This window comes from Amycolatopsis nivea, assembly GCF_004522235.1.
Lineage (GTDB): Bacteria > Actinomycetota > Actinomycetes > Mycobacteriales > Pseudonocardiaceae > Amycolatopsis > Amycolatopsis nivea.
Genome location: NZ_SDLT01000036.1, coordinates 1 through 25,417, shown reverse-complemented (window position 1 = coordinate 25,417; position 25,417 = coordinate 1). Strand labels below are relative to the sequence as shown.

Below are 25,417 nucleotides of genomic sequence, written 5' to 3'. Positions count from 1 at the left end.
TCAAGGTGTGCCGAACTCTCCAGCGCCACTGTCGATCGGGTTGCCCGTCAAGAACGGCGCCGGCTTCCTCGCCGGAGCGCTGGAAAGCCTGCTGTCCCAGACTTTCGGCGATTTCGAGCTGCTGGTCGCCGACAACGACTCCGCCGACGAAACCGCGGAAATCGTCCACGACTACGCCCGGCGCGACCCGCGAGTGCGCTACCACCGGCACCCGCACGACATCGGCGCGGCCGCGAACTTCAACTACGTTTTCCAAGCCACGTCAGGCGCGCTGTTCAAATGGGCGGCCGCGGACGACCTCCAGCACGAAACGTTTGTGCAGCGTTGCGTGACGGCTTTGCACGACGCTCCCGCAGCCGCCGCAGCCTGCTCAGCCATCGAACACATCGACGAGGACGGCACCTCGCTCGGCATCACGCAGGATCTCCGCACCTCGGAGGCGCCGGAGCCAGCAGACCGGTTCGCGGACCTCATCCGCTACGACTACTCGTGCGCGGTCGCCTTCGGTGTGCAACGACGCGCACTCGCCGCGCGTACGCGGCTGTTGCTGCCATTCTGGGGCAGCGACCGGGTTTTCCTCGCCGAACTCGCACTGGCCGGGCCGATCGTGATGCTCGGCGAACCGCTGTTCCAGGAACGGGAGCACAGCGCGAAATTGACCACCCAGGTCGCGAAACGGCAAGTGAGCGCGTTCAACCGGAAGACCGGTTACGGCTCGCGGTTCCTCACCTGGCACCACGGCGCGGAACTTTTCCGGGCGATCAAACGAGCCGACTTGACGCCACCGCAACGGCAACGGGCGTACGCCGCCCTCGCCAAGTGGGCGATGGCCAACCGGACCAAGTTCGCCCGGAGCCTCGCCAGGGGAGTCGCCGAAACGGCCGTCGCACCGCTGGCCCGGACGTAGGCCCGCCCGACATCGTGAATTCCGCAGACCTCCGAGGCGCTCCCCGGGCCGGACTCTGGCTGTTTCCGGCACTCGCCCTCGGCGGATTCGTCCTGCTCACCCAGCAGGTGCTGAGCCGTGGCCCGCTGACCCAGGCCGATCTGCCGGTGCACGACCTGGTGACCCGCCAGCACAGCGCGGCGCTGGACGCGGCGATGACCGCGGTGAGCGCGGTCGCCCAGTTTCCGGTGTCCGCGCCGATCTTGTTCGCCAGCGCGGCGATCCTGGCGATCCGTCGTTCGTCATGGGCGCCGGTGCTCGCCTGCGGCATCCCGCTCCTGTTGCTGTCCGCGGTGACGGTGACGGCCAAGGTCTTGATCGGGCGTGCGGGCCCGGACCGCACCCCCGGCACCCTGCACGTCGACGGCACCGCCTATCCCTCCGGACACGCCGCGACCGCCGTCGTCGTCGCGCTCCTGTTCGTGGCTTTGTTCGCCCCGGAACGGCGAAGGTGGCGGGCGGTGGCGAGCTGCTGGGTGTTGCTGGTCGGCTTCGCCCGGGTCTACGTCGACGACCATTGGCTCACCGACGTCGCGGGCGGCTGGCTGCTCGGGCTGGCCGTCGCCGGAACGGCGATCGCGGTGCTGCGCCGGACAACCGAGTCGGATTCGATATCTCCGCGGGCGTAACCCACCGCGGCGAACGGGCGACTTCAGGAGTATCCCAGCTGTCCCACCGGAATCGGGCGGAAGACGACTACTGTGACAGTTCACCGCCCGGGCGCCGGGCAGCCCACCGCACCCGAGCCGGTGCTGCCCGGGGAAACCGAGGCCGCCACCGCCGCGCACGGGGCCCGGTGGACGATCATCGCGATGATCGCGCGGCAATTCGGCCGGCTCGGGTTCGCGCTCGTGCTCGCGCGATTGCTCGGTCCCGTCGATTTCGGCGTCGCGAGCGCGGCGACCATTTACGTCTCCCTCACCGCGGTGCTCCTGGAAACCGGGCTCGCCACCGGGATCGTGCAAAAGGCGAAACTGCGTCGGCAGGACGAGGGCGCCGCGTTCTGGACCGTGACCGCGCTCGGCACCCTCGTCGGCTTGCTCACCGTGGCCTTCGCCGGCCCGATCGCCGATTTCCTGGACATCCCGCAGTTGCGTCCGGTGCTGATGGTGCTGGCGATCGGGCCGGTGCTCAAGGGACTGACCATCGTGTCGGCCGCCCGGCTGCAACGCGATCTGCGCTTCCGCGCGCTGTCCCTCGGCGAGGTGATCGCCACCTTGCTCGGCGGCGGAATCGGCATCGCCGCCGCGGAACTCGGCATGCACTACTGGGCGCTGGTGGTCCAGCAGGTCTGCACGGACGCGCTGGTCCTGCTGATCTGGCTCGGCGCGGCGGGGCTGCCCGCCTTCGTGCTGGACCGCTCCGCGTTGCGCTACGTGCGCCGGTTCGGGGTGCCGCTGCTGGGTTCGCAAGCTCTCGGCTACGTCGGCCGCAATGCCGACAACGTCGTGGTCAGCCACTTTCTCGGCGCCGCCGCGCTGTCGTATTACATGGTGCCGTACCGGATCATGCTGGTCCCGGTGAGCCTGCTGGGCAACGTGGCGAACCGGGTCGCGTTTCCCATTTTCGCCCGGATTCAAGACGATCCGCTCCGCATCCGCAGGCTCTTCCTCCGCGTGACCCAGGTGATCGCGGTGCCCGTGGTGCCGGGCATGCTCGCCGTCGCCGTACTGGCGCCGGACGTGGTGACCACGGTCTTCGGGCCCGAATGGGGGCCCGCGGTCCCGGTGGTCATCGCGCTGGCCACCACCGGGATCCTGGAGTCGCTGACGACCCCGGGCGGCTCGGTGTTCATGGGGCTCGGGCGGGCCGACCTCGCCCTGCGCTGGTCCTGGATCCCGCTGTTGGTCTGCGTTCCGGCGTTCTTCGCCGGACTCCCGTGGGGAGTCACCGGAGTGGCCGCGGCGTATTCGATCGCGACGCTCCTGCTCACCCCGTTCCAGGTGGCGGCGATCGGCCGGGTCGCCGCGTTCAGCCTCGGCGACTGGCTTCGCGCGATCTGGCCCGCGGTCGCCGCCGGGGTGCCGTCCACCGCGCTCGGCTGGCTGGTGCACGAGGTGCTCGAGACGTCCGCCGGTTTCGCGGTCCCCGCCACTTTGTGCGTAAGCCTCGTCGTCGTCGCGGTGAGCTATCTCGTGCTGTTGCGCCTGATCGACCGGCAGCTTTTCCGGGAATCGCTGCGCGTCGCGAAATTGCTCGCGAAAGGCAAGCTCGGCAGCTTGTCGGCGAAGGAGGGCTGAGCGATGAATCCGCGCGCCCACCTGGTGATCCCCGCCCACAACGAAGAACAAACGCTCCCCCGGCTGCTGCGCGCGTTGAGCACCGGTGCCGCTCCGGGCGAACTGGAGATCGTGGTCGTGGCCAGCGCGTGCACCGACCGGACCGCTGCCGTCGCCGAGGCCGCCGGCGTCACCGTGCTCGAAACGGCCACCCCGGGCAAGGTCGCCGCGCTGCGTATCGGCGACGAAGCCTTGACCGGCTACCCGCGGCTGTACGTCGACGCGGACGTGGTGTTGTCGATCAAGGATGTGCGCGCGCTCGTCGAGGCGCTCGCGGCACCGGACATCGCCATGGCGACGCCGCATCCGAAGCTCGAACTCGACGGTCTCGGCCCCGTCGTCTCGCGGGCGCACCGCACCTGGGCACAGCTGCCGACGGTGCGTCGATCAGGAGTCGGCTCGGGCGTCTACGCACTGGACGAAAGCGGGCACGCGCTGGCGTTCCCGATGCCCGACGTCCTCGCCGACGACGCCTGGGTGCACCGCGTCATCCCGGCCGCGCGAAAAACTGTGGTGCCCGGGGCCAGTTCCGCGGTCTGGCCTGCCGCGACAGTCCGGGCTCTCGTGCGCCGCCGGGCGCGCGTCCGGCTCGGGCACCGGCAACTGGACCAGCTGGGGCATCCGGCTCCGCCCGGCGCAGAAGCCGGACTGCGAACGCTGGCGGACCTGGTTCGGGGCGGCTCCGTCCCGGTCGCCGACGCGGCGTGTTTCGCCGCCGTGGTGCTCGCCGATCGGACGATCGCGTGGTTCCGGCGCATTCGAGGGAACGAAACGGAATGGTCGACCGATAACACCAGCAGACTTCCGGAACCGCACGAAATCCGCACCGAAGCACCGCGAACCGAGTCCGCCAGGAAAGGACGGTAAAACTATGCAGGAAGTCCGGAAATTCACTTTCCGCCGCGACGAACTGTTGCCCATGGCCGACCGGCTGCACGAGAAGTTCGTTACCGCGCAACCGTTCCGGCACATCGTCATCGACGACTTCTTGCCGCCCGAGGTCCTGGAGCCCGTTCTCGCCGAATTCCCGGAGCCGCGGGACGCGGAGTGGCAGAGTTTCGACACCTCGCAGGAGGTGAAGCTCGCGCTCGCGGACACGGAGCGGATGGGCCCGGCGACCCGGGAACTCCTCGCCGAGTTCAACGGGCAGGTGTTCACCGATTTCCTCGAGCGGATCAGCGGCATCGAGCACCTCGTCCCCGACCCGCATTTCGACGGCGGCGGCCTGCACCAGATCCGCCCCGGCGGCTTCCTGAAGGTCCACGTCGACTTCAACCGGCACCGCAGGCTCGACCTCGACCGCAGGCTCAACGGCCTGCTGTACCTCAACAAGGACTGGGAAGAGTCCTACGGCGGGCATTTGCAGCTGTGGAACCAGGACATGTCCGAGTGCGCGCACAAGATCCTCCCGGTGTTCAACCGGTTCGTGCTCTTCGCGACGACCGACGACGCCAACCACGGCCATCCGGACCCGCTGACCTGCCCGCCGGACCGGGCCCGCCGGTCCATGGCGCTCTACTACTACACCAACGGCCGTCCGGCCGAGGAAGTCCACGACGACCACACCACGGTGTTCAAGCAGCGGCCGGGCGAATCGTGGCAGAGCAACCTCCGCCAGGTCGCCAAGCGCTGGGCCCCGCCCGCGCTCGTCGACCTCGCCGGCCGCATCAGCGGCAAGTAGCGCACACGCACGGGAAAGGCGGAGCGACATGTACGCGCTGCTCGCCACATCAATGGTAGTGCTGCATTTCGCTCTTCTTTTCTATCTCCTGATCGGCGGGCTGCTCGCGGCGCGCTGGTGGTGGATGGCGATCCCGCACGCGCTCTACGTCGGCTGGGCGGTGCTGACCCTCTACGTAGCGGTCGGCTGCCCGGTGACGACGGTCGAGAACTGGGCGAGAGCGAAGGACGGGCAGGTCGTCGACGACCGTCCGTTCATGTACCGGTACGTCGAGGGGGTGCTCTATCCGGAACACCACATCAATTACCTGCGCGCGGTCTTCGTGGCGGTCATCCTGTTCAGCTGGATCTTCAGCGCCCGGAAACTGCGGAACCGCCGCCGCGCCGCTCAGGGCAGCACTTCGGCTCCGTTGTCGGTGAACGAGTTGCCGGACCAGATGTCCGCCTTGGCCGAGGGCTCGACCGGACCCCAGAGGTAGCTGTTGCGCACGAACCGGTTGTTCGTGAACTGCGTGTCGCCGGGGACCCCGAAGTAGACCGTGTAGCCGCCCCCGCCGAGCTGGTTGCGGTCGACCACGATCCGGCCCGCGGTGCCGCGGTCGATGCTGTCGTTGAGGATCATCGCCGAGTTGACCGAACGGTCGGCCGCGGTGTTCTTGCTCCACTGCCCGCCGAGGCCGGGCTGGATGACGTTGCCCTGGATGAGCACGTTCGCGACGCGCTCCATGATCTGGAGGCCGTCGGCGTGCGCGCCGGTGGCCGGGGTGAAATCGTGGATCCACGAATCGGTGATCGAGAAGTTGTTGCCGACCTTCGCGCCGTCGTTCGTCATCCCGTAGATGTCGGCGTGCGAAACGGTGACGTTGTGGTAGCCGATTCCGGCGTCGGTGTAGTCGCCGCGAATGGTGACGTGGTCGGCGGACACCGATCCGTCGCCCTCGGTGTCGATCCCCCACGGAACCGTGCCGTCGCCGGTGAACCGGCAGTTGCGGATCACCACGTCGTGCACGCCGTCGCCGATGAGCACGCGTCCGGTGATGTCGAGATTTTCGATCACCTGGCCGGATTTGGCGGTAATCGATCCGGACGGGGTGAGGCGCGACTCGTCGGACACGCCGTACCCGCTGGTGCCGGCGGGGGCGCTGGTCGCTGACGGCTTGGCCGCCGGCGAGGAAGCTCCCATCGTCGCGGACGCGGCCGGGGTCTGCGCGGGTTTGCTCTGCTCGACCGGAGCCGCGGTCGTGGTGGCAGCCGAGGTCGGAGCCGGAGTCGACGAGGTGACGGCCGCCGGCGATGCGGGCACGCTGACGCCGACGGCCTCGGGTTTCTGCTGGCAGGCGGTCAGGAACACCGCCGCGGCCCCGGAGGCGGCCGCGGCGAGAACGATTTTACGCATGGTGCGTTTACTCCACTGTGATCGTGTCGATGCCAAGAAGAAATGTAACGACTCGGCACACTAATCAGCTTCGCACCATGAACACAAGCCATTGCGGGCAGGCGAAAATAGATCACCGGAAATCGGTGATCAAAAAACGAGGACGGGCGCGGTCAGCCTTCGACCCGGCGCAGCCAGGCCTCCCGCCAGTACGGGTAGATCGCCCGGGGGCAGAAGCGGTGGTAGAGCGAACGGCAGAAGACGTCCTGGAGCACGACGCAATCCCGCAAGCGCAGCATCCGGCCGGTCTTCTCGTCGATGATCCGCTCCACCCGGCTCAACACGCGCGCCCGCTGCCCGCAGTACGGCAGCATTTCCACGTCGAAGAGCATGCCCCGGTTCTTGTTCGCCGAGGACAGGGTGCGGAGGATCTCTTCTTTGCTGCGGACTTCGACCAGGTCTCCGGGAGCGAGCCCGAGCGGCTCGGGCTTCGGCCCGGACGGTCCGCTGCCCCGCAGGAACGGGTACGTCTCGCCGCCGCGGATGCGCAGCCGCGCCGGCAGCCGCCCGCTCAGCCGTTGGTACTTGTTGAAAAGCACGACAAGCAGTCCTCGGACGACCACTGCCGGTTTCTCGTTGCCGTAGCGGATGTCGTCCAGGTACTGCCCCGCCGAGTAGGCGCTCATCGGCTCGGACGCGTTGAGCAGTTCCGTTGCCTGGCAACGGTAGCGCTCCGTGCCGTCCTCGCCAGGTTCCGCCGTCGTGTCCGCGTTCAGGGTCTCGATCGTCGCCCCGCCGCCCGCGGGCGTCGCGGGCGCCGGCTCGAGCCATTCCTCCCGGAAGAAAAGCAAACAGGCCGCCTGGCAGCCGCCGTGCGCGCTTCCGTCACAGCGCGCACCGGCCAGATGAACGGTGCGTTCCAGTTTCCGGTGATCGGTACTGGGCGTGACGGTGTCGCACGTTTTGTCAGCCCGTTTGTAAATCCGCATCTCCTGCCCGGCGAAACGGAGCATTTCGGGCATGAAGGGCAAACCGGCCGACCGACCCCGTTCGTCGAGCGTAGCGAGGATCTCTTCGGCGCTGCGGACGCGCACTCGATCTCCCGCTCGCAGCTTCGGTTCGGCCTCGCCATGCGCCATCTGAATGCCTCTCTCGGGACAGCCAGCGGTTAGGTCGCGGCGACTGCCCTTTCCGTTACCGAGATGTGCGTAATAAAAGGGCGCGCGGCAGCGAATAAGAAGCGTCTGCTCCCTGTCACAGGAGATGAGGTCGCCGGTGTCGCGACGCCATGTACTGATCATCGTGCAGAACCTCCCCGTCCCGCTCGACCGCCGGGTGTGGCTGGAATGCCGTGCGCTGACCGCCGCGGGCTACGAGGTTTCGGTTATTTGTCCACAAGGGACAGACGACCCGGAGTACGAGGTGCTCGACGGAGTGCACCTCTACAAGTACGCTCCGCCGCCGAATGCCTCAGGCGTGGTGAGCTATTTGGTCGAATTCGCTTACTGCTGGCTGCGTACCGCGCTGTTGTCGCGGAAAGTGTGGAAGCGCAAGCACTTCGACGTCATCCAGGCATGCAACCCGCCCGACACTTACTGGGCCCTCGCCCGTCTCTGGCGCCGCCGCGGCGTGCGGTTCGTTTTCGACCACCACGACCTGAACCCGGAAGTGTTCCGCTCCCGGTTCGGGGAGCCGGCGAACCTGGCGGCGCGCGTGCAGCTCAAGGGTCTGTATTGGTTGGAACGAAGGACATTCCGTACCGCGGACCGGGTTGTTTCCACCAACGCTTCCTATCGGCGAATCGCCGTCGAGCGCGGTGGTGTGCCGCTCGGTCACACCACGATCGTGCGCTCCGGGCCGGACACCTCGGTCATGCGGCCGAGGTCGCCGAATCCCGAACTCCGCCGGGGCAAGGACTATCTCGTGGCGTGGCTGGGAATCATGGGGCCGCAGGACGGGGTGGACGGGGTGCTGCGGATCGTCGAGCGGATCGTGCGGGAGCACCGCAGGACGGACGTCGAGTTCGCGTTGCTCGGCTTCGGCGACTGCCTCGAGGATCTTCGCAAGCAATGCACCGAAATGGGCCTTGACGACTACGTGCATTTCACCGGCCGGGTCGGCCCGGACGAAATCGCCGACTTTCTCTCCACCGCGGACGTCGGGCTCTCCGCGGACCCCTACAGCCCGTTAAACGATCTTTCGACGATGAACAAGACCATGGAATACCTCGCGTTCGCGTTGCCGGTGCTCGCCTACCGGCTGACCGAAACCGTGGTTTCCGCGGGCGACTGCGCGGTTTACGTGGAGCCGGGCCGCGAGGCCACGTTCGCGGCGGAACTCGTGGCGCTGCTCGACGATCCGGAACGGCGAGCGGAACTCGGCAAGGCAGGCCGGGTCCGCGCGGAGCGGGAGCTCGACTGGGCTCCGCAGGCCCGCGCCTATCTCTCGGTCTATCAGGACCTGTTCGACGAGGAGAAGAATTGACATGTTCGCCAGACGGATCGCGGTAGTCGGAACGGGCTACGTCGGGCTCACCACCGGTGCGTGTCTCGCTTCGCTCGGGCACCGGGTGGTATGCGCTGACGTCGATCCGGACAAGATCGACCGGCTCGCCCGCGGACAAGTCGACATCCTCGAACCGGAGCTCGCCGACCTCGTGGCCGAGGGGCTGGCCGCGGGCAGGCTCCAGTTCGTCCACGGCGCGGCGGCCGCGGTCGACGCCGATCTCGAGGTCGTTTTCCTGTGCGTGCCCACCCCGATGGGCGTCGGCGGGGTCGCGGACCTGTCGAGCGTGGAAGCCGTTGTCGACGAGATCCGGGAGCGCCTGCCGTCGGGCGCCGTGGTGGTGAACAAGTCGACCGTGCCGGTGGGCACCGCGGAACGCACCAAGGAACTCCTCCGCCGGGACGACGTCGCGGTGGTCAGCAATCCCGAGTTCCTCCGCGAGGGAACCGCGGTGCGCGACTTTCTCGGGCCGGACCGCATCGTGGTCGGCAGCGACGCGCAGGACGCGGCCGAGCGGGTAGCCGGCCTCTACGCGCGGCTGGGCGCGCCCACCGTGCTGACCGACGCGGCGAGCGCGGAACTCATGAAGTACGCGGCCAACTGTTTCCTGGCGATGAAGCTGTCCTATGTCAACGCCATGGCCGAACTGTGCGAACGGCTCGGGGCCAACCTCTCGGACATCACCGAAGGCATGGGCTACGACCGCCGGATCGGGCAGGCGTTCCTCCGCCCCGGACCCGGCTGGGGCGGCTCGTGCCTGCCGAAGGACACCCGGGCGATGCTGCAGATCTCCGATTCCGCGGACTTCGAGTTCCGGTTGCTGCGCGCGGCGATCGACACCAACGAACGGCAACGACAGCGCATCGTCGACAAGATCCGGATGGCGGTGACCGGAAGCCGCGGCGGTTCCCTCGCGCACCTCCGGTTCGGCTTGCTCGGACTGACCTTCAAGGCGAACACCGACGACGTCCGGGATTCCCCCGCCCTCGCGGTCGCCGCGCTGCTGCGGCAAGCGGGCGCGGACCTCGTCGGCTACGACCCTGCGCTGGGAGCCGACACAATGCGGCCGGAACTCGGCGACGTCAGTCTGGTGGAAGATCCGCTGGCACTGGCGAAGGACGTCGACGCGCTGATCCTGCTCACCGAATGGCCGGAGTTCCGGACGCTGGACTGGGCCCGGATGGCCGAGGTCGTACGGCGGCCGATCGTCGTCGACACCCGCAACCTGCTCGACTCGGACGTGCTGCGCCGCTCCGGTTTCGCCTGGACCGGCCTCGGCTTGGCGTCCTGACGCTCACCGAAAGCGCCGCAGCACACTACGCAGCTGCGGCGCGATCGGCGAACCCTTCACCACCGTCACCGCCTGCCTGCCCGCGCGACGGACCAGACCGAGCAGCTCCCCGCTCGCGATCTCGCCCTGACACACCATGACCTCACCAGTCATCGCCCGCCGCTTGTACTCGTCCTCTCCCCGGCCGAGGTCGATCCGCTGAACGCCCGTTTCCGGCGCGGCCTGAACGATTTCCCGCAGCAGGATCCAGCCGGGGGCCAGCCGCGCGAATCGCGGGTCGTAGACCGGGAACCACCAGTTCAACACGCGGCCGTCCTGAATACCGAAGTGTGCCGCGAGCAGTTCGCCTCCGATGTGGACAGTCGAGAGCACCCCTCGGAAAGAGCCTTCCCGGGTACGCAGAAGCCGGTGCAGCAGCGCGATCCGCGCCGGGTCCGAGAAGTAGTCCCTGGCACCGGTCGCGGCGTACTGCTCGCGTTTGAGCCGGATCACCTCGTCCAGCACCGCGGGATCCTCGCACCTGGCCGTGAACACCAGCGAACCGTGCTCCCGGGTGGCTTTGGCCGACCGGCGCCGCGCCTGCCCCATGTTGTCCTTGCCGCTGCGGGACGCACGCGCCAGGTAGCCCTCAAGCCCACCGGTGACGTCGAGGTAGGGCGACGCGCGCCGAGTTTCGATCCACCGTTCGAACTCGGCCGAGCCCAGCAGATGGTCGAAGGCGAACGTCCTGGCCCGCAGAGCCGGAAGAAGCTCTTCGACGGGGAATCGGCTGCCCTCCGCCTGGATCGGCGCTTGGAAGTCCGCCGCGGGCCAGCCCGCCGGACGCACTGTGGACCCATTGACGTGCAAAGGAAAGAGCCCGACGACGGCACCCTCGGCGTTCTCCGCGACAGCGACCCGGACCGCCGGTCCAGCCGCGTGCACTGCCGCTGCGAACTCCGGGTGGAAGTACGGGCTGTCCAGGCTGGGATTGCCGGCCCGCAACGCATGCCAGGCATCCAGTTCCCGGGCCGCGAGGCGGTCGAACTCTACGACGCGCACCACGTTCAGGCCGACAGTGCGGTCAGGCGGCGCGAAGGCCGCACCAACGCGACGAGTGCGGCTCTCGCGGTACGCCGTCCGCCGAGCGAACGGAGAAATTCGCCAAGCACCACCGCCGCGAAGTACGCCGCCGAGGGCAGCCGTCCGCTGCGCCGCCGGAAGAGCTTGACCCGGTTGACGGTAAGCAGCGCCCACAGCACCGGATTGGTGCCGGACTCCCCGCCGATGTGCTCGACCACCGCGGCCGGCTCATACCATGGCTGCCAGCCGAAATCCTTCGCGCGCAGGCTGTACTCCGTCTCCTCGCCGTAAAGCAGGAACGACTCGTCCCACAGGCCGACCTCGCGCAGCGCGTCCGCCCCGATCAGCATCGCCGCGCCGGTGCCCCACGCCACCGGACGCGCGTACTCGTACTGCATCGGATCCGTGATCAGCTCGCCCATCGTGCCCCATCTGCCCGCGCGGCTACCGCCGAAGACCGATTCGACGAGGGCCCGGAGCACGGTCGGATCGCGCCGGATCGAGGGCTGGAGACTGCCGTCCGCGTTGAGCAACCGGGGATAGACGATGCCGCGCCGCGGATACTCCAGCGCGCTCGCGAGAACGGCAATCGCTCCCGGCTGGGGGCGAGCGTCCGGATTCAGCACGAAAATGCCGTCCAATTCGGTATTCCGCAGATCTTCGATCGCCGCGTTGACCGCCGCGGCGTACCCGCCGTTGCGTCCGGTCTGCACCAGCGTCACTGGAACGTCCCAGCCGCGCTTGGCGATCTCCGCGGTGTCGTCGGAAGACCTGTTGTCGGCCACGACGACGTCGACCAGGCACGTGTCCTTGGCCGCGTCACGCAGCGAGGCAAGGCATCCCGGCAGCACGTCGGCGCTGTTGTACGTCACGATGACGATCGCCACTCGGAACCGTTGCTCACTCACGAACGAAATGTCGCGCCCGGCACCCCGCCTGTTACGACGGACTTTGTTGGGCGGCAACGAAGAAACCCGTCAGCCGCGGCACCGCTTAACGAGCTTCGCGACGCCCCGCCGAGCCCGGCGGCGAAGCCCGGGCGCCCCGCCGAGCACATCCTCGATCCAGGCGGAATCGAGGTCGTGCGCGAGGCTTGTCCGCGCTTGCAGCCAGTCCTGCTCTCGCGCCGGGCCGCCGTCGCTCGTGTACACCCGCGTCACGCCCGCGCCACGCAGCCGGCGCAGGACAGTCCGGTCGTAGGAGCCGAACGGAATCGCGACCCGGCGGACCGGTGCGCCGGTCTGCCGGGCGAGCGCTTCCGGAGCCTCCGCGAGTTCCTGATCGACCTCGCCGCCGCTGAGCCGCCGCCAGTCGCGGTGCGCCCAGCCGTGCGAGCCGATGGCCATACCGGCGTCCAAAAGGTGCTTGATTCCGTTTTCGCCGACGGATCCGGGACGGCCGATTCGCCCCGCCAGCAAGAAGAATTCCGCGTGCAGTCCGCGTTCGACGAGCCTCGGCAACGCGATCTCGACGTCCGAGGCGTTCCCGTCGTCGAACGTCAGCCGGACCTCGGGGCGGCCCGCCACCGCGTCCAGCACCCGTTCGAACTGGTCGACCCGTACCCACGTTTTGTCTTCGCCCGGATCCAGCGCGCGCCCGGGTGCGCCGATGCCGTGCACCGTGAGGTTCACCAGCCTGCCTGTCATCGCCCGCCTTTCTCCGCGCTAACGGGCCAATCGCGGAAAACCGGGCGAAAGTTACGCGACCGGGGCGGGTGTCCGGGCCGGGCGAGCGAAAAACTCAGTTTCCGCCCACGAACTCCGACGCCAGCTTTTCGCCCGTGCTCGTCGCCGCGGCGTGGTCCTCGATCGGGTTCACCGCCGAGTCCTTGAAGCACACGTACGTCACGCCGGAGTCGACGCCGCCGTTCTTCGGGTCCGGGTTGATGCCGAGGTCCTTGGCCGTCGCGTACGACGCTTCGCCGATGATCTTGTTCGGCCCGGTGTCCCCGATGACCGCGTATTCGACCTTGCCGTTGTAGATCACCGCGCAGGAACCGCCGCCGTTGAGGCCGGAGTTTTCGTAGTTCCAGATGCTGCTCGAACTGGGGACGACGATGTACGGCAGCTTGGCGGCGTTGAGCGGTTTCCCGTCGGATTGCGGGAAAGCGGTGTCGGGCAGGAAGCAGCAGTCGGTGTTCTCGTTGCACTCGGTGGTGCGCTGGCCGTCGCAGTCGATGTCCATGTCGGCTTTCCAGAAGACCGCTTTGCCCGCGTCGCAGACCGGGACGGACGCGCTGCCGGAGTCTTCGTCGGTTTGGTATTTGCCGTTGGAGATCTGATTGCAGGACGCCACCTTGGCGAGGATCTGATCCGCGGTCGGGCCCGCCTGGACCGCTTCCGGAGCGGGGGTCGCCGCGGAGGCGAGCGCGGTGGGCAGGACGGCGGCGGCTATCGCCAGAATCGCGAGCAGGACGAGTTTCCGCATCGACGCTCCCTGTTTATTAGGAAACTTTCCTTACGGCGGCGCGCGCTCAGGATGCCGCCGAACGGATGCGGTCACAACCCGCCAAAAGAGGGTGTTTTTTCCCGCCGAAGCGAGCAGTCCGTGAAGACTCGTCTCGAATGGAGGACCGGTTACCGACCGGGCCTCGACGCCCAGCGGCCGGTGAATCGGCGCGGACGGCGGCTCACTGCCTCGGCCCACCGCGGGCTCAGGTCCGAGCGGATCTCCGTCCGCGACCGCACCAGTGCCGCCCCGCGCACTCCGCCGACATTCGCGTACACGCGCGTCGCTCCGGCGTCGCGCAGATGCGTCAGCACCCGACGGTCGAACCGGCCCTCCGGCAGCGAAAACCGCCGCACCGGCGTACCGCTCAACTGCTCCAGCAACCTCGGCGCGTCGTCCAGTTCCCGGCGCACCGCGAACGAACCGTCGAACCGCCGCCAGTCCAGCCGGTCCCAGCCGTGCGATCCGACGTGCATCCCCGCGTCCACCAGCTGCCGCAGCCCGGCGCGGTCGACGTACCCGCGCTCGCCGACCCGGCCGGCCAACGGGAAGAACTCGGCGTAAAGCCCGCGCTCGACCAGCCGCGGCAAGGCGATCTCGACATCCGACGAGTTCCCGTCGTCGAAGGTGAGCTGCGCACCCGTCCCCGAGACGACGTCCAGCAGCGCGTCGAACTGCTGCACGGTGATCCACCGCTCGTCCTCACCGGGATCGAGGGCCCGCTGGGGCTTCCCGATGCCGTGCACCGCAAAGGTGATCATCGCGCCTCCCGTCCGTCGTACCGTACCCGATTAATCGGATTAGCAAACGGAGTAGTTACCGACGCCGATCCCATGGTCAACAGTGCATTTCCAGCCCAGACTAAACACTCCCGCAGGAAAATCGGAATATGTCCACACTTGTAGACAGCCCCCATCTTCACACGTTTGGGTGAAGATTCAATGATTGCGTTGATAGTGCCGCCGCGCCTTCTCCCGGTTGCCGCAGGCCGCCATCGAGCACCAGCGGGCGCGATTGGCGCGGCTGCGATCGAGCAGGAACAGCTGGCACTCGTCATTCGCGCAGGCCCGCAGCCGCCCAGGAAGATCCTTTTCGAGCGCCGCCCAATCCAGAATCGCTTCGACGGCCAGCCGAGCATGCGGCGGCGTTTCCACTGACCACTGCAGCCCGTCCGCGGAGACCTCCGGAACCTGCCGCACCCTGTCGAGAAGCGGACGCAACACAGTCGGCGAGCTGTCCCCGCGCACGACGTCGCGCAGGAGATCTCGCGCCTGACGCAGCAGCTCCAGCTCCGCGGCGCTTCCGTCTCCGCCGTGCTCCCGCGCCCACTGCTGCCCCAGCGCGTCCTGTTCCTCGCCGTTGACCAGCGGCCTGCTGTTGAGCAGGTCGAGCACGTCCATCGCAGCCCCTAACCAGATTGAACCCTTTGACAGGTTAGCCCGGCCATGCTTCCATGGCGAGCACCTAACCAGATTAAAACCTCAAAGGGGTTAGCCATGATCCAGCACCGGACGGCGACCGTCGACGGCCACGAGCTCTTTTACCGCGAGGCCGGTCCCGCCGACGCGCCCGCGATCGTCCTGCTGCACGGGTATCCGACCAGCTCGTTCATGTTCCGGAACCTCATCCCGCTGCTGGCCGGCCGCTACCGCGTGATCGCGCCGGACCACCTCGGCTTCGGGCACTCCGCCGCTCCCTCAGCCGACGAGTTCGACTACACCTTCGACGCACTCGCCGACCTCACGTCCGGCCTGCTCGACCAGCTCGGCCTGGACCGCTATGCGGTGTACGTCCAGGACTACGGTGCCCCGATCGCCTGGCGGCTCGCTCTCAAGCACCCCGACCGGATCTCCGCCATCGTCACGCAGAACGGCAACGGATACGAGGAAGGCTTCGTCGACTCGTTCTGGACCGGCCTCTGGGCCTACGGCGCGAACCCCGGCCCGGATACCGAACCGGCTGTCCGCGCCGCGCTGAGCTACGACGCCATCCGCTGGCAGTACCTGCACGGCGTCCCCGACCCGAGCCTGGTCAGCCCGGACACCTGGGAACACGACCACGCCCGGGTGTCCCGCCCCGGCAACGACGAAATCCAGCTCGCGCTGTTCCGCGACTACCAGAACAACCGCCCGCTTTACCCGCTGCTGCACGAATTCCTGCGCACGCACGACGTCCCGGTGCTCGCCGTGTGGGGCCGCAACGACGAGATCTTCGGCCCGGCCGGCGCCGAAGCCTTCGCCCGCGACGCGCGAGACGCCGAAGTGCATCTGATCGACGGCGGCCACTTCCTGCTGGAAAGCCATCTCGACGTCGTCGCGGGCTACCTGCACGGCTTCCTCGGCCGGGTCCTCAGGTAACCGGGCTCGGCGAAACCGGCGTCCTACTTGCGGATCTCCAGCGTGCAGCACTTCGGCCCGCCGCCAGCCTTCCGCAGCTCCGAAATGTCCACATACACCGGCTCGTAACCCCGCTCAGCGAGCCGCGCGCCAAGGTCGGTCGCCTCGACCGGCAACACGACGTTGCGCCCGTCGGACACCCCGTTCAGCCCGAAGCATTCGGCGTCGGCTGCGGTGGCAAGCACTGCGTCCGGGAACATCCGGCGCAGCACCCGCTGCGAGCCCGGCGAGAACGCGTCCGGGTAGTAGACGACCTGCGCGGTCGTCGTGTCCGTCGCCTCGGCCAGCACGAACAGCGCGGTGTCGAGGTGGTAGTAGCGCGGGTCGATCAGCTGCAGCGACACGACCGGGACGCCGAGGACCTCCTGCGCCTCGGCGTGCGCGGCCGGGTCGGTGCGGAAGCCGGTGCCGGCCAGCAGCACCCGGCCGGTCCAGGCGAAATCGCCCTCGGCCTCGTTGATCTTCTCCGGCATGGTCAGGTCGCGGTAGCCGTGTTCGAGGAACCAGCGGCGGAAGTGCTCCGCCTCGGCGGCGCGCTGCGGGGCGCGGAACCGCGAGCCGAGCACGCGCCCGTCCACGACGGTGCCCGAGTTGGCCGCGAACACCATGTCCGGAAGGCCAGGTTGCGGGTCGATTTCCTCGACCGTGTGGCCGAGGCGGCGGTAGGTGTCGCGCAGCTCGGTCCACTGCGCGACGGCGACGTCCGCGCTGACCGGCTTCGAGGGGTCCATCCAGGGGTTGATCGCGTAGTCGACGGCGAAATAACGCGGCGGGCACATCAGGTAACGGCGGGGCGTGGGCACCCGCGGCGGCACAACCTCTCCCTGCATGCAACAAGGCTAAGGTCGACCTAATCTCGCAATCAATCGCTGTTCACTGCGCACCTGCGTGCTAAACATTGCGTGTGAACACCATCGACCAGCGAATCGTTTCCTGCCTGGTGGCCAACGCCCGCTCCAGCTACGCGGAGATCGGCAAGGTGGTCGGGCTGTCCGCCCCGGCGGTGAAACGACGCGTGGACCGGCTGTTGGAAACGGGCGTGCTGCGCGGCTTCACCGCGGTCGTCGACCCGGAGGCGCTCGGCTGGGGCACCGAGGCGTTCGTCGAGGTGCACTGCCAGGGCAACGTCACGCCCGGCCGGATCCGGGCCCGGCTCGAACCGTTGACCGAGGTCGTCGCCGCGTACACGGTGTCCGGCGCGGCGGACGCGATCGTCCACCTGCGCGCCGCCGACATCCACCACCTCGAGACCGCGTTGGAACGGCTGCGCGGGTTGGAAATCATCGACCGGACAGTGTCGACAGTCGTGCTGTCCCGGCTGCTGGAGCGGCCGCCGACGCCGTCCTGAGTGACGGTTCTAACCGGCAGCGGCACCCACGACCCTGCGATGCTGAGCGCCATGACCGACCGCATTCACAGCGAGCACGACCAGGGCATCGCGCTGCTCACCGTCGACGCCCCGAAAAGCCGCAACGCGCTGACCCTCGACCTCTCCGCCGAACTGGCCGCCGCGGTCGCGCGCGCCGAGGCCGACGAGAGCGTGCACGCCGTGATCGTCACGGGCGCCCCGCCGGCGTTCTGCGCGGGCGCGGACCTCACCGCGCTGGGCAAGGCAGACGCCGAAGGATTGCGTTCGGTGTACGCGGGCTTCCTCGCTGTCGCGGGATGCAGCCTGCCGACGATCGCCGCGGTCGGCGGGGCCGCTGTCGGCGCTGGTCTGAACCTCGCACTGGCCGCCGACGTCCGGCTCGTGGGTCCGCACGCCAAGTTCATCCCGCGGTTCCTCGAACTCGGCTTGCACCCCGGCGGCGGCATGACCTGGATGTCGCAACGAATCCTCGGTCCGCAGCAGGCGTCCGCGATGGCGTTGTTCGGCGAAACCCTTACCGCGGAATCCGCGGTAAGGGTGGGGTTCGCCCTGCGCTTGGTGGACGGCGACCACGACGCATTGGTCCAGGCCGCCCGCGACCTCGCCGCCCCGGCGGTCGCCGCTCCGCGCGAGGTGGTGCTGTCCACCAAGCGGACTATGCGGCAGACGAGCGGCCTCACCGAACACGCCGCCGCGGTCGACGCCGAACTCGCTCCGCAGCTGGAATCGCTGGCCGCACCGGCATTCGCGGAGCGATTGGCGGCGATGAAAGCACGCATCAGCGGCCGCTGAGCACCGCCGCGCACAAATTCTCACATTCCGAGAACCCTCAACCTGGAGCAAACTGCTGGTCAGTGCCGTAGCGGCGGCGAGAGACGCGCGTCACTCCGGACGCCGGGCCGATTCGCCCTACGATCGAAGACACCCCGGTGGGCACTCGGCCTGGCGACCCCACACTTGACCGCTCTGCGACCGCGGCCACAGGTGTGGCGAGTAACCTCGGAAGCAGGCCTCGGCGGGCTCCCCGGGGAGCCGACCCTGGCCCGCAGCACGCCGGGAGAGAGGGATTCCCTGACCCATGAGCACCAGTGCGAACGGCAGCGCGGCCGGGAACGGGCACGGCGCGCTGGCCGCGTCCCGGACCACCGAGGTGAACAAGCTGGACCGGGTGGTCATCCGGTTTGCCGGCGACTCGGGCGACGGGATGCAGCTGACCGGCGACCGGTTCACCTCGGAGGCGGCTGCCTTCGGGAACGACCTGTCGACCATGCCCAACTTCCCCGCCGAGATCCGGGCGCCGCAGGGCACCATCCCCGGCGTCTCGTCCTTCCAGGTGCATTTCGCCGACTACGACATCCTCACGCCGGGCGACCGGCCGGACGTGCTCGTCGCGATGAACCCCGCCGCGCTCAAGGCGAACGTGCGCGACGTCCCGCACGGCGGGACGATCATCCTCAACACCGACGAGTTCTCCAAGCGGAACCTGGTGAAGGTCGGCTACGAGACCGACCCGCTCGACGACGATTCGCTGTCGCCGTTCCAGGTGCACCGGGTCGCCATGTCGACGCTGACCCAGGGCGCGCTCGCCGACACCGGCCTCGGCAAGAAGGACGCCGAACGCTGCAAGAACATGTTCGCGCTCGGCCTGCTGTCGTGGATGTACCACCGGCCGACCGAGGGCACCGAGCGGTTCCTGCGCGAGAAGTTCGCGAAGAAGCCGGACATCGCCGAGGCGAACATCCTCGCCTTCCGGGCGGGCTGGAACTACGGCGAGACCACCGAATCGTTCGCGACCACCTTCGAGGTCGCGCCCGCGAAGCTGGACAAGGGAACCTACCGGCAGATCACCGGGAACACCGCGCTGGCGTACGGGATCGTGGCCGCCGGACAGCAGTCCGGGCTGCAGATCCTGCTCGGCACGTACCCGATCACGCCGGCCTCGGACGTGCTGCACGAACTGTCCAAGCACAAGAACTACGGCATCATCACCTTCCAGGCCGAGGACGAGATCGCGGGCATCGGGGCCGCGCTCGGCGCGTCCTACGGCGGGGCGCTGGGCATCACGTCCACGTCCGGCCCCGGCGTCGCGCTCAAGTCGGAGACCATCGGCCTCGGCGTGATGACCGAACTGCCGCTGGTGATCATCGACGTGCAGCGCGGCGGGCCGTCCACCGGCCTGCCGACCAAGACCGAGCAGGCCGACCTGCTGCAGGCGATGTTCGGCCGCAACGGCGAATCGCCGGTGCCGATCGTCGCGCCGCTCTCGCCCGCCGACTGTTTCGACGCGGCGATCGAGGCCACCCGGATCGCCCTGAAGTACCGCACGCCGGTGCTGCTGCTGTCCGACGGCGCGATCGCCAACGGGTCCGAACCGTGGCTGGTCCCGAATGTCGAGGACCTGCCGGATCTGCGCGTGGAATTCGCGTCGGAACCCAACTCCGACAACGGATCCGGCGAGTTCTGGCCGTACGTGCGCGATCCGGAGACGCTCGCGCGGGCGTGGGCGATCCCGGGCACTCCCGGGCTGCAGCACCGCATCGGCGGGCTGGAGAAGGCCGACGGCACCGGGCACATCTCCTACGACCCGGACAACCACGACAAGATGGTGCGGCTGCGCCAGGCGAAGGTCGACGGCATCGACGTGCCGGACCTCGAGGTCGACGACCCGTCCGGCGAGGCGCGCGTGCTGGCGCTGGGCTGGGGTTCGTCCTACGGCCCGATCGGCGCGGCCTGCCGCCGGGTGCGCAAGCTCGGGATGCCCATCGCGCAGGCACACCTGCGGCACCTCAACCCGTTGCCGCACAACCTCGGCGAGGTGCTGGCCCGCTACGACCGGGTCGTCGTCCCGGAGATGAACCTTGGCCAGCTCGCCCTGCTGCTGCGGGCGAAGTACCTGGTGGACGTGCACTCCTACACCAAGGTCGCCGGCCTGCCATTCAAGGCCGAGGAACTGCAGAACGTGTTCGCCGACATCATCGCCAACCTCGTTCCGGAGGGCGTCAAGTGACCGCCATCGATCTCGGGCTGCCGCAGTTGGGCGGCATCGACCTGGTGCCGACCACCGACGAACCGCAGAAGGCCAAGGACTACAAGTCCGACCAGGAAGTGCGCTGGTGCCCCGGGTGCGGCGACTACGTGGTGCTCAACGCCGTGCAGTCGTTCCTGCCGACGCTCGGGCTGAAGCGCGAGAACATCGTCTTCATCTCCGGCATCGGCTGCTCGTCGCGGTTCCCGTACTACCTCAACACCTACGGCATGCACTCGATCCACGGCCGCGCGCCGTCGATCGCGACCGGGCTCGCCACCACGCGTCCCGACCTGTCGGTGTGGGTCGTCACCGGCGACGGCGACGCGCTGTCCATCGGCGGCAACCACCTGATCCACGCGTTGCGGCGCAACGTGAACATCAAGATCCTGCTGTTCAACAACCGGATCTACGGGCTGACCAAGGGCCAGTACTCGCCGACGTCCGGCCAGGGCATGGTCACCAAGTCGACCCCGATGGGTTCGCTGGACACGCCGTTCAACCCGCTGTCGCTGGCGATCGGCGCGGAAGCGTCGTTCGTGGGCCGCGCGATGGACTCCGACCGCAAGGGCCTCACCGAAGTCCTTGAAGCGGCGGCGAAACACCGCGGTTCGGCGCTGGTGGAGATCTACCAGAACTGCCCGATCTTCAACGACGGCGCGTTCGACGTGCTGAAGGACAAGGACGAGGCCGCGTCCCGGCTGATCCCGCTGCGCGCGGGCGAACCGATCCGCTTCGGCCCGGAAGCCGAATTCGGCGTCCGCCGCGGCGACTGGGGCGGCCTGGACGTCGGCAAGGTCGCCGAGATCGGCGAGGAAAACCTGGTGGTGCACGACCCGTCGATCGCGGACACGTCGTACGCCTTCGCGCTTTCCCGCCTCGGCGACCAGAACCTGAACCACGTCCCGACGGGCATCCTGCGCCAGGTCGAACGCCCCACGTACGACGACGCCGCACGGGCCCAGGTCGAGCAGGCGCGCGAGGCGCGCAAGCCGGACCTGCAGGGATTGTTGCGAGGCAAGGACACCTGGACCGTCGCATAGTCCACATAAGACAGAGGCCGCCACTCCCGATCTCGGGAATGGCGGCCTTTGTCTTATGTGGACTCAGTGCAGCGGACGGAACCCGACCCGCTCAGCATCGGCGGCGCTGCGGAACCACACCTCAGCCACCATCTTCGGGAACTGCGGCGAATCCTCCCCGCAATACCGCAACGCCGTCACGCTCGCCTTCACGGTGAAACCCTCCGCCGGACGACCGCCGCCCGGACGCGGCATCGCCGAACCAGGTCCGAACGGTCCCGGCGGCACCGCGTCGTCCGCGGTCTGCCGTGCGGGCGGCGGTTCCGGAGCGGCCATCGCGGCCTGATTCGGTTGCACGGACGGCTCGAACAGCGAACCGCTGTGCCCACCGGCGAGATCCGGTTCACGGCGCTCCACCGGGCGCATCGACGGCTGGATCGGCCGCGGCGGGTCGAAACCGCCACGCGGGGATTCGCGGCGCTGTCGCTTCGGCAGGCCCTGGCTGCCTTCCGCGGTGTCCTCTGTGGACTCAGCGGCGACTGGCTCGGCGCTCGGGATCAGGTGATCGGTCGACGAATCCTCTTCGAGGTGGCCGACGGCTGACTCCACCGGTTCGGCGGGTTCCTCGAACGGCGACCGCTGCGCCGTTTCCGGCTGGTTGAACCAGTCCGGTTCCGGTTCGGGCGCGCGGCCCGGACCCGGACGGAACAGCGAGACCGGCTCGGACTCCGAAGCCGTGCTGTCCAACGGAGTCGGGTCGAGTCGTCGCTCCAAAGAGGACAGACCGTCCGCCGGTTCGGCGAGGTGCCGGCTCGGCTCCTCTTCGACGGGACTCTCGGAGTGATCCGCCGCGGGAACATCGGCCGGTTCCGGCATCCGGTGGTAACCGCTGTCGTGCTCGTCCGCCGACTCCGCGACGCGGTGGTAGCCGCTGTCGTGCTCGTCGGCGGGTTCTGCGACACGGTGGTAGCCGCTGTCGTGGTCCTCGGCCGGTTCCGCGATGCGGTGCGAACCGGTGTCGACCGGCTGCAGGTACTCGGTGGCGGCGGCGCGGTAGGCCGAACCGGAGTCCTCCGGAGCGCTCTCGGCGGGGGCGCTGTCGAAAAGCCCGTTCGCCGCTTGGTGTTCGCGAGCCTCAGCCTGCGCGAACGCCTCGTCGACGTCGTCCTCCGGCGCTTCCGCGGTGTCCGCGGCAGAAGCAGCGGCCGGTTCCGGCGCCGTGCGGTATTCCGCGTCGTACTCGGCTTCCGGCTCGAAGGCGCTCGTCGCCTGGATGACTTCCGTCGGAGCGTGCTCGCGGCGGTCTCTGGTCCAGTCCTCCGCGGGCGGCGGCACCGCGGTGCGCGCGGGCGTGCTGGCCGCAGCGCGGGCCGTGTCGGCGTGTGCGCTCGCCAGTTCCGTTTCCAGTTCGCGCACCCGTTTGCGCGCCGGACGCGCCAGCACCAGCCAGGCGATGACCGCGCCGACAATGAAGGCCAGCAGGCTCCAGAGCCACACCTGCCCGAAAATGGACATTTCTCGCCCCTTTTAGAACGTTCGCGCGACCAGGTAGTCGGCGACCGACTCGCAAGCGTCGCGCGCAGGGGAAGCGGGCAGCGAGGCGAGCTCGGCACGTGCTCGGGAAGCGTAGTCGGAAAGGGTTTCACGCGCGCGTTCGAGGCCACTGGAACGGCGCAGCAGCTCGAGCGCCTCGGCCACCAGGTCGTCGTCGGTGATGGGGCCGGCGAGCAGCTCGACGAGCCGCGGGTCGGTGCCCGGATCGGCCAGCGCGTACAGCATCGGCAGCGTGCGAACGCCTTCCCGCAGGTCAGTGCCTTGCGCCTTGCCCAGCTCGACCGAGGGCGACGCGATGTCGATGACGTCGTCGGAGATCTGGAAGGCCGCGCCGATGATGTCGCCGAAGCGGCGCAGCGCCTGGATGTGCTCCTCGGCCGCACCGGACATCATGCCGCCGAAGCGTCCGGACGTCGCGATCAGCGACCCGGTCTTCTGCGCGATGACGGTGAGGTAGTGCTCGACCGGATCGTCGCCAGGGCCGGGACCGACGGTCTCCCGCATCTGCCCGCTGACCAGCTCGCCGAACGTCTCGGCGATGATCCGCGCGGCGTCCGTGCCGAGGTCGGCGACGAGCCGGGAGGCGTGCGCGAAGAGGTAGTCACCGGTGAGGATCGCGACCGTGTTGTCCCAGCGCGAGTTGACGCTCTCCGCGCCGCGCCGCATGGTCGCCTCGTCCATGACGTCGTCGTGATACAACGTCGCGAGGTGCACCAACTCGACCGCGGCAGCAGCGATCAGCACCTGCTCGCCCTGCTTCGGCCCGAACTGCGCCGACAGCAGCGTGAACAGCGGACGAAAACGTTTGCCCCCCGCCTCGACCAGGTGCAACGCCGCGTCGTGCACAGCGGGCACGTCACTCTTCACGACGTCCCGCAGCATCGTCTCGACGTCCGCCAGCCCGCCCGCGATGGCGCGCAGCAACGGCTCGTCCTGGATCTGCAGCCCGACGGTCGCGCGCAGGTCCTCTACAGCGCCATCCCGGGCCGCCCCCGGAGGTGGTGAAGACACAGACACGTCGGCTCCGCTCTCTCATGGCGCTCTTCGCCAGTCGGTTACCCCCTTCAGGGTAGTGGTTGCCCCGCGGCCTGCCTTTACCCGCTGTCCTGCGGAAACGGTGACGAACGCGACACTGCCGCCCCTGATGCCCGCCACGCCACGAACGGGTTGATCCGCGATCCCGGACGGGTGATCGCCGCCCGAGGACGCAACGGGCGATTCGGACCTGCGGATAGTCGGGAGAGGGAGCAACACAGCCGAGGAGACCCGACATGATCATCAAGCGCACCGCACTGGCCGGAGCAGCCCTGGCCACCGCCGGCTTGCTCGCCACCGCCGGCACCGCCGTCGCGGACAGCCCGGCCGGAATCGCCGACATCGGCAACGCGAACTTCACGAAGTCCGGAACCACCATCTCCATCCCGACGCAAGCCCCGTGCGCTGTAGAAGGCCCGACAAGCGCCTCCGCAGCAGCGGTGTCGCAACCAGGCGTCCGCTTCGGCGGCGGCACGTCCTCCTGCACAACGGAGGTCACCGACCCGGCGAACGACGTCACCACCACCACGTCGACGGCGACCGGAAACAACTTCGAACTGTCCGCCCTGGTGAGCTCCGGCGGCAAACGAATCCGCATCTCGTCGTACACGGTGACCTGCAAGGCAACCCAAAGCGGCACGAACGCGAACTGGACCCTGAGCGGCCTGACCGGAATCAGCGGCCTGCCCTCGCCACTCCCCGCGAACTACACGAAGCCGCTGACGAAATCGGACGGCACGCTGCTGGCGAACGCAGTCTTCAACATCCAAACGCTGCCCGGCGACGGAAGCATGACCCTGACCATGCTGCGCATCGACTTCGCCCCCGCCTCGGGCGCCTCGGGATCGGTCACCGTCGGCCACACCGCCTGCGCTCCCACTCCCTGAAGCGAATGAGGGGAACCCTCACGGAACCAGATTCCCCCAGGGTTCCCCTCACGCCCCACAACCCGGACCCCCGCACCGCACGGCCCGCACCGCACGGCCCGCACCGCACGGCCCGCACTGCGATGCACCCAATGCGGCATTGGGTGCATCCCACGCACCCAATGCGGCATTCGTTGCGTCACACGCACCCAATGCCACATTGGGGCGCTAACCCCACCACGGCGCAGCGAGCGAAAGAGGCTCCGCCGCCGCACCCACGCACGCTCCGCGTGCGAACCCCCGCGCGCCACCACAAACCGCAGCCAACGCACCCAGCCCCGCATTGGGACGCAAGCCGCCCCACCCCAAACCTCAGCCAACGCCACATCGGGACGCAAGCCACCCCACCCCAAACCGCAGCCAACGCACCCAACCCCACACCGGGACGCAAGCCGCCGCACCACAAACCGCAGCAGATGCACCCAAAGCAAGGCACCCACACCTCCCCCACCCCCGATACGACGCCAAAAACACGGCGCGGGGGTGCTTGTCAAGGCATCTTTC

26 protein-coding genes are annotated in these 25,417 nt (G+C 68.6%); 15 read left to right on the top strand and 11 right to left on the bottom strand.

The window, feature by feature from the left end; translation table 11 throughout:
* The first annotated feature begins 7 nt into the window (after positions 1-7).
* From EIZ44_RS33115 to EIZ44_RS33090, 6 genes are all read left to right on the top strand, one after another.
* On the top strand, positions 8-907 hold the full coding sequence (locus EIZ44_RS33115) for a glycosyltransferase family 2 protein (protein WP_051729180.1): 900 nt from the start codon (positions 8-10) through the stop codon (positions 905-907).
* A 14-nt stretch (positions 908-921) separates the two neighbouring features.
* A complete protein-coding gene (locus EIZ44_RS33110) occupies positions 922-1,575 on the top strand; it encodes a phosphatase PAP2 family protein (protein WP_037816340.1) in 654 nt (217 codons plus the stop codon).
* Between the two features lie 72 nt (positions 1,576-1,647).
* Positions 1,648-3,186 carry a lipopolysaccharide biosynthesis protein gene (locus EIZ44_RS33105; RefSeq protein WP_037816341.1) on the top strand — a complete coding sequence of 513 codons (1,539 nt, stop codon included), beginning with the start codon at positions 1,648-1,650 and terminating at the stop codon, positions 3,184-3,186.
* Positions 3,187-3,189: 3 nt separating this feature from the next.
* On the top strand, positions 3,190-4,092 hold the full coding sequence (locus tag EIZ44_RS33100; protein ID WP_051729183.1) for a glycosyltransferase: 903 nt from the start codon (positions 3,190-3,192) through the stop codon (positions 4,090-4,092).
* 4 nt (positions 4,093-4,096) lie between these two features.
* Entirely contained in the window at positions 4,097-4,906 is an 810-nt protein-coding gene (locus tag EIZ44_RS33095) for a 2OG-Fe(II) oxygenase (protein WP_051729186.1), read from the top strand.
* Between the two features lie 28 nt (positions 4,907-4,934).
* Positions 4,935-5,384 (top strand): DUF2784 domain-containing protein, encoded by a 450-nt coding sequence (locus tag EIZ44_RS33090; protein WP_037816342.1) that lies wholly within the window; start codon positions 4,935-4,937, stop codon positions 5,382-5,384.
* Here the strand turns inward: EIZ44_RS33090 and EIZ44_RS33085 are convergent.
* Positions 5,294-6,301 (bottom strand): right-handed parallel beta-helix repeat-containing protein, encoded by a 1,008-nt coding sequence (locus tag EIZ44_RS33085; RefSeq protein ID WP_134733070.1) that lies wholly within the window; start codon positions 6,299-6,301, stop codon positions 5,294-5,296. The two genes, EIZ44_RS33090 and EIZ44_RS33085, sit on opposite strands and share 91 nt — an antisense overlap.
* Before the next feature lie 152 nt (positions 6,302-6,453).
* A complete protein-coding gene (locus EIZ44_RS33080) occupies positions 6,454-7,131 on the bottom strand; it encodes a hypothetical protein (protein WP_240691483.1) in 678 nt (225 codons plus the stop codon).
* A 21-nt stretch (positions 7,132-7,152) separates the two neighbouring features.
* Between EIZ44_RS33080 and EIZ44_RS45760 the strand changes: the two genes are divergently transcribed.
* From EIZ44_RS45760 to EIZ44_RS33070, 3 genes are all read left to right on the top strand, one after another.
* Positions 7,153-7,452, top strand: coding sequence for a hypothetical protein (locus tag EIZ44_RS45760; protein WP_240691482.1), 300 nt, complete (start codon positions 7,153-7,155; stop codon positions 7,450-7,452).
* Between the two features lie 103 nt (positions 7,453-7,555).
* Complete coding sequence (locus EIZ44_RS33075; protein ID WP_240691481.1) at positions 7,556-8,764, top strand: glycosyltransferase family 4 protein; 1,209 nt, start codon at positions 7,556-7,558, stop codon at positions 8,762-8,764.
* A gap of 1 nt (position 8,765) precedes the next feature.
* On the top strand, positions 8,766-10,076 hold the full coding sequence (locus EIZ44_RS33070) for a UDP-glucose dehydrogenase family protein (RefSeq protein WP_037816346.1): 1,311 nt from the start codon (positions 8,766-8,768) through the stop codon (positions 10,074-10,076).
* Between the two features lie 3 nt (positions 10,077-10,079).
* On the opposite strand, the gene EIZ44_RS33065 is transcribed toward EIZ44_RS33070, so the two are convergent.
* The 6 genes from EIZ44_RS33065 to EIZ44_RS33040 form a co-directional block, all read right to left on the bottom strand.
* A complete protein-coding gene (locus EIZ44_RS33065; RefSeq protein ID WP_240691480.1) occupies positions 10,080-11,120 on the bottom strand; it encodes a GNAT family N-acetyltransferase in 1,041 nt (346 codons plus the stop codon).
* 2 nt (positions 11,121-11,122) lie between these two features.
* Positions 11,123-12,046: a glycosyltransferase family 2 protein gene (locus EIZ44_RS33060; protein ID WP_134733065.1), complete on the bottom strand. Its 924-nt coding sequence runs from the start codon at positions 12,044-12,046 to the stop codon at positions 11,123-11,125.
* Between the two features lie 69 nt (positions 12,047-12,115).
* Positions 12,116-12,784 carry a polysaccharide deacetylase family protein gene (locus EIZ44_RS33055; RefSeq protein ID WP_134733063.1) on the bottom strand — a complete coding sequence of 223 codons (669 nt, stop codon included), beginning with the start codon at positions 12,782-12,784 and terminating at the stop codon, positions 12,116-12,118.
* Positions 12,785-12,878: 94 nt separating this feature from the next.
* On the bottom strand, positions 12,879-13,565 hold the full coding sequence (locus tag EIZ44_RS33050; RefSeq protein WP_134733061.1) for a glycoside hydrolase family 75 protein: 687 nt from the start codon (positions 13,563-13,565) through the stop codon (positions 12,879-12,881).
* Between the two features lie 149 nt (positions 13,566-13,714).
* On the bottom strand, positions 13,715-14,347 hold the full coding sequence (locus EIZ44_RS33045) for a polysaccharide deacetylase family protein (protein ID WP_037816349.1): 633 nt from the start codon (positions 14,345-14,347) through the stop codon (positions 13,715-13,717).
* Positions 14,348-14,524: 177 nt separating this feature from the next.
* Positions 14,525-14,986, bottom strand: coding sequence for a CGNR zinc finger domain-containing protein (locus EIZ44_RS33040; protein ID WP_134733059.1), 462 nt, complete (start codon positions 14,984-14,986; stop codon positions 14,525-14,527).
* A gap of 96 nt (positions 14,987-15,082) precedes the next feature.
* Here EIZ44_RS33040 and EIZ44_RS33035 point away from each other — a divergent pair, with 96 nt between their 5' ends.
* The gene (locus EIZ44_RS33035; protein WP_205673385.1) at positions 15,083-15,943 is read left to right on the top strand and encodes an alpha/beta fold hydrolase; all 861 of its coding nucleotides are present in this window, start codon (positions 15,083-15,085) and stop codon (positions 15,941-15,943) included.
* A 23-nt stretch (positions 15,944-15,966) separates the two neighbouring features.
* Here EIZ44_RS33035 and ddaH read toward each other — a convergent pair whose 3' ends face one another.
* Positions 15,967-16,812 carry a dimethylargininase gene (gene ddaH, locus EIZ44_RS33030; RefSeq protein WP_107051121.1) on the bottom strand — a complete coding sequence of 282 codons (846 nt, stop codon included), beginning with the start codon at positions 16,810-16,812 and terminating at the stop codon, positions 15,967-15,969.
* A gap of 74 nt (positions 16,813-16,886) precedes the next feature.
* Between ddaH and EIZ44_RS33025 the strand changes: the two genes are divergently transcribed.
* From EIZ44_RS33025 to EIZ44_RS33010, 4 genes are all read left to right on the top strand, one after another.
* The gene (locus tag EIZ44_RS33025) at positions 16,887-17,330 is read left to right on the top strand and encodes an Lrp/AsnC family transcriptional regulator (protein ID WP_037712217.1); all 444 of its coding nucleotides are present in this window, start codon (positions 16,887-16,889) and stop codon (positions 17,328-17,330) included.
* A gap of 51 nt (positions 17,331-17,381) precedes the next feature.
* Positions 17,382-18,143, top strand: coding sequence for an enoyl-CoA hydratase (locus tag EIZ44_RS33020; RefSeq protein ID WP_043827733.1), 762 nt, complete (start codon positions 17,382-17,384; stop codon positions 18,141-18,143).
* A gap of 286 nt (positions 18,144-18,429) precedes the next feature.
* On the top strand, positions 18,430-20,358 hold the full coding sequence (locus EIZ44_RS33015; protein WP_037816353.1) for a 2-oxoacid:acceptor oxidoreductase subunit alpha: 1,929 nt from the start codon (positions 18,430-18,432) through the stop codon (positions 20,356-20,358).
* Positions 20,355-21,419, top strand: a complete 1,065-nt coding sequence (locus EIZ44_RS33010) for a 2-oxoacid:ferredoxin oxidoreductase subunit beta (RefSeq protein WP_037816355.1) — start codon at positions 20,355-20,357, stop codon at positions 21,417-21,419. The genes EIZ44_RS33015 and EIZ44_RS33010 overlap by 4 nt, the downstream gene beginning before the upstream one ends.
* Before the next feature lie 63 nt (positions 21,420-21,482).
* On the opposite strand, the gene EIZ44_RS33005 is transcribed toward EIZ44_RS33010, so the two are convergent.
* Both EIZ44_RS33005 and EIZ44_RS33000 read right to left on the bottom strand, forming a co-directional pair.
* Complete coding sequence (locus EIZ44_RS33005; RefSeq protein ID WP_134733055.1) at positions 21,483-22,913, bottom strand: sunset domain-containing protein; 1,431 nt, start codon at positions 22,911-22,913, stop codon at positions 21,483-21,485.
* A gap of 12 nt (positions 22,914-22,925) precedes the next feature.
* A complete protein-coding gene (locus EIZ44_RS33000) occupies positions 22,926-23,963 on the bottom strand; it encodes a polyprenyl synthetase family protein (RefSeq protein ID WP_037816359.1) in 1,038 nt (345 codons plus the stop codon).
* Between the two features lie 260 nt (positions 23,964-24,223).
* Here EIZ44_RS33000 and EIZ44_RS32995 point away from each other — a divergent pair, with 260 nt between their 5' ends.
* Complete coding sequence (locus EIZ44_RS32995) at positions 24,224-24,874, top strand: hypothetical protein (RefSeq protein WP_037816361.1); 651 nt, start codon at positions 24,224-24,226, stop codon at positions 24,872-24,874.
* Positions 24,875-25,417: the final 543 nt, after the last annotated feature.

Bases quoted from the DNA above. Each gene is read 5' to 3' on its own strand.
- EIZ44_RS33100 (WP_051729183.1), top strand. From the start codon at position 3,190: ATGAATCCGCGCGCCCACCTGGTGATCCCCGCCCACAACGAAGAACAA.
- EIZ44_RS33095 (WP_051729186.1), top strand. From the start codon at position 4,097: ATGCAGGAAGTCCGGAAATTCACTTTCCGCCGCGACGAACTGTTGCCC.
- EIZ44_RS33090 (WP_037816342.1), top strand. From the start codon at position 4,935: ATGTACGCGCTGCTCGCCACATCAATGGTAGTGCTGCATTTCGCTCTT.
- EIZ44_RS33085 (WP_134733070.1), bottom strand. From the start codon at position 6,301: ATGCGTAAAATCGTTCTCGCCGCGGCCGCCTCCGGGGCCGCGGCGGTG.
- EIZ44_RS33070 (WP_037816346.1), top strand. From the start codon at position 8,766: ATGTTCGCCAGACGGATCGCGGTAGTCGGAACGGGCTACGTCGGGCTC.
- EIZ44_RS33055 (WP_134733063.1), bottom strand. From the start codon at position 12,784: ATGACAGGCAGGCTGGTGAACCTCACGGTGCACGGCATCGGCGCACCC.
- EIZ44_RS33050 (WP_134733061.1), bottom strand. From the start codon at position 13,565: ATGCGGAAACTCGTCCTGCTCGCGATTCTGGCGATAGCCGCCGCCGTC.
- EIZ44_RS33045 (WP_037816349.1), bottom strand. From the start codon at position 14,347: ATGATCACCTTTGCGGTGCACGGCATCGGGAAGCCCCAGCGGGCCCTC.
- EIZ44_RS33040 (WP_134733059.1), bottom strand. From the start codon at position 14,986: ATGGACGTGCTCGACCTGCTCAACAGCAGGCCGCTGGTCAACGGCGAG.
- EIZ44_RS33035 (WP_205673385.1), top strand. From the start codon at position 15,083: ATGATCCAGCACCGGACGGCGACCGTCGACGGCCACGAGCTCTTTTAC.
- ddaH (WP_107051121.1), bottom strand. From the start codon at position 16,812: ATGCAGGGAGAGGTTGTGCCGCCGCGGGTGCCCACGCCCCGCCGTTAC.
- EIZ44_RS33020 (WP_043827733.1), top strand. From the start codon at position 17,382: ATGACCGACCGCATTCACAGCGAGCACGACCAGGGCATCGCGCTGCTC.
- EIZ44_RS33015 (WP_037816353.1), top strand. From the start codon at position 18,430: ATGAGCACCAGTGCGAACGGCAGCGCGGCCGGGAACGGGCACGGCGCG.
- EIZ44_RS33005 (WP_134733055.1), bottom strand. From the start codon at position 22,913: ATGTCCATTTTCGGGCAGGTGTGGCTCTGGAGCCTGCTGGCCTTCATT.
- EIZ44_RS32995 (WP_037816361.1), top strand. From the start codon at position 24,224: ATGATCATCAAGCGCACCGCACTGGCCGGAGCAGCCCTGGCCACCGCC.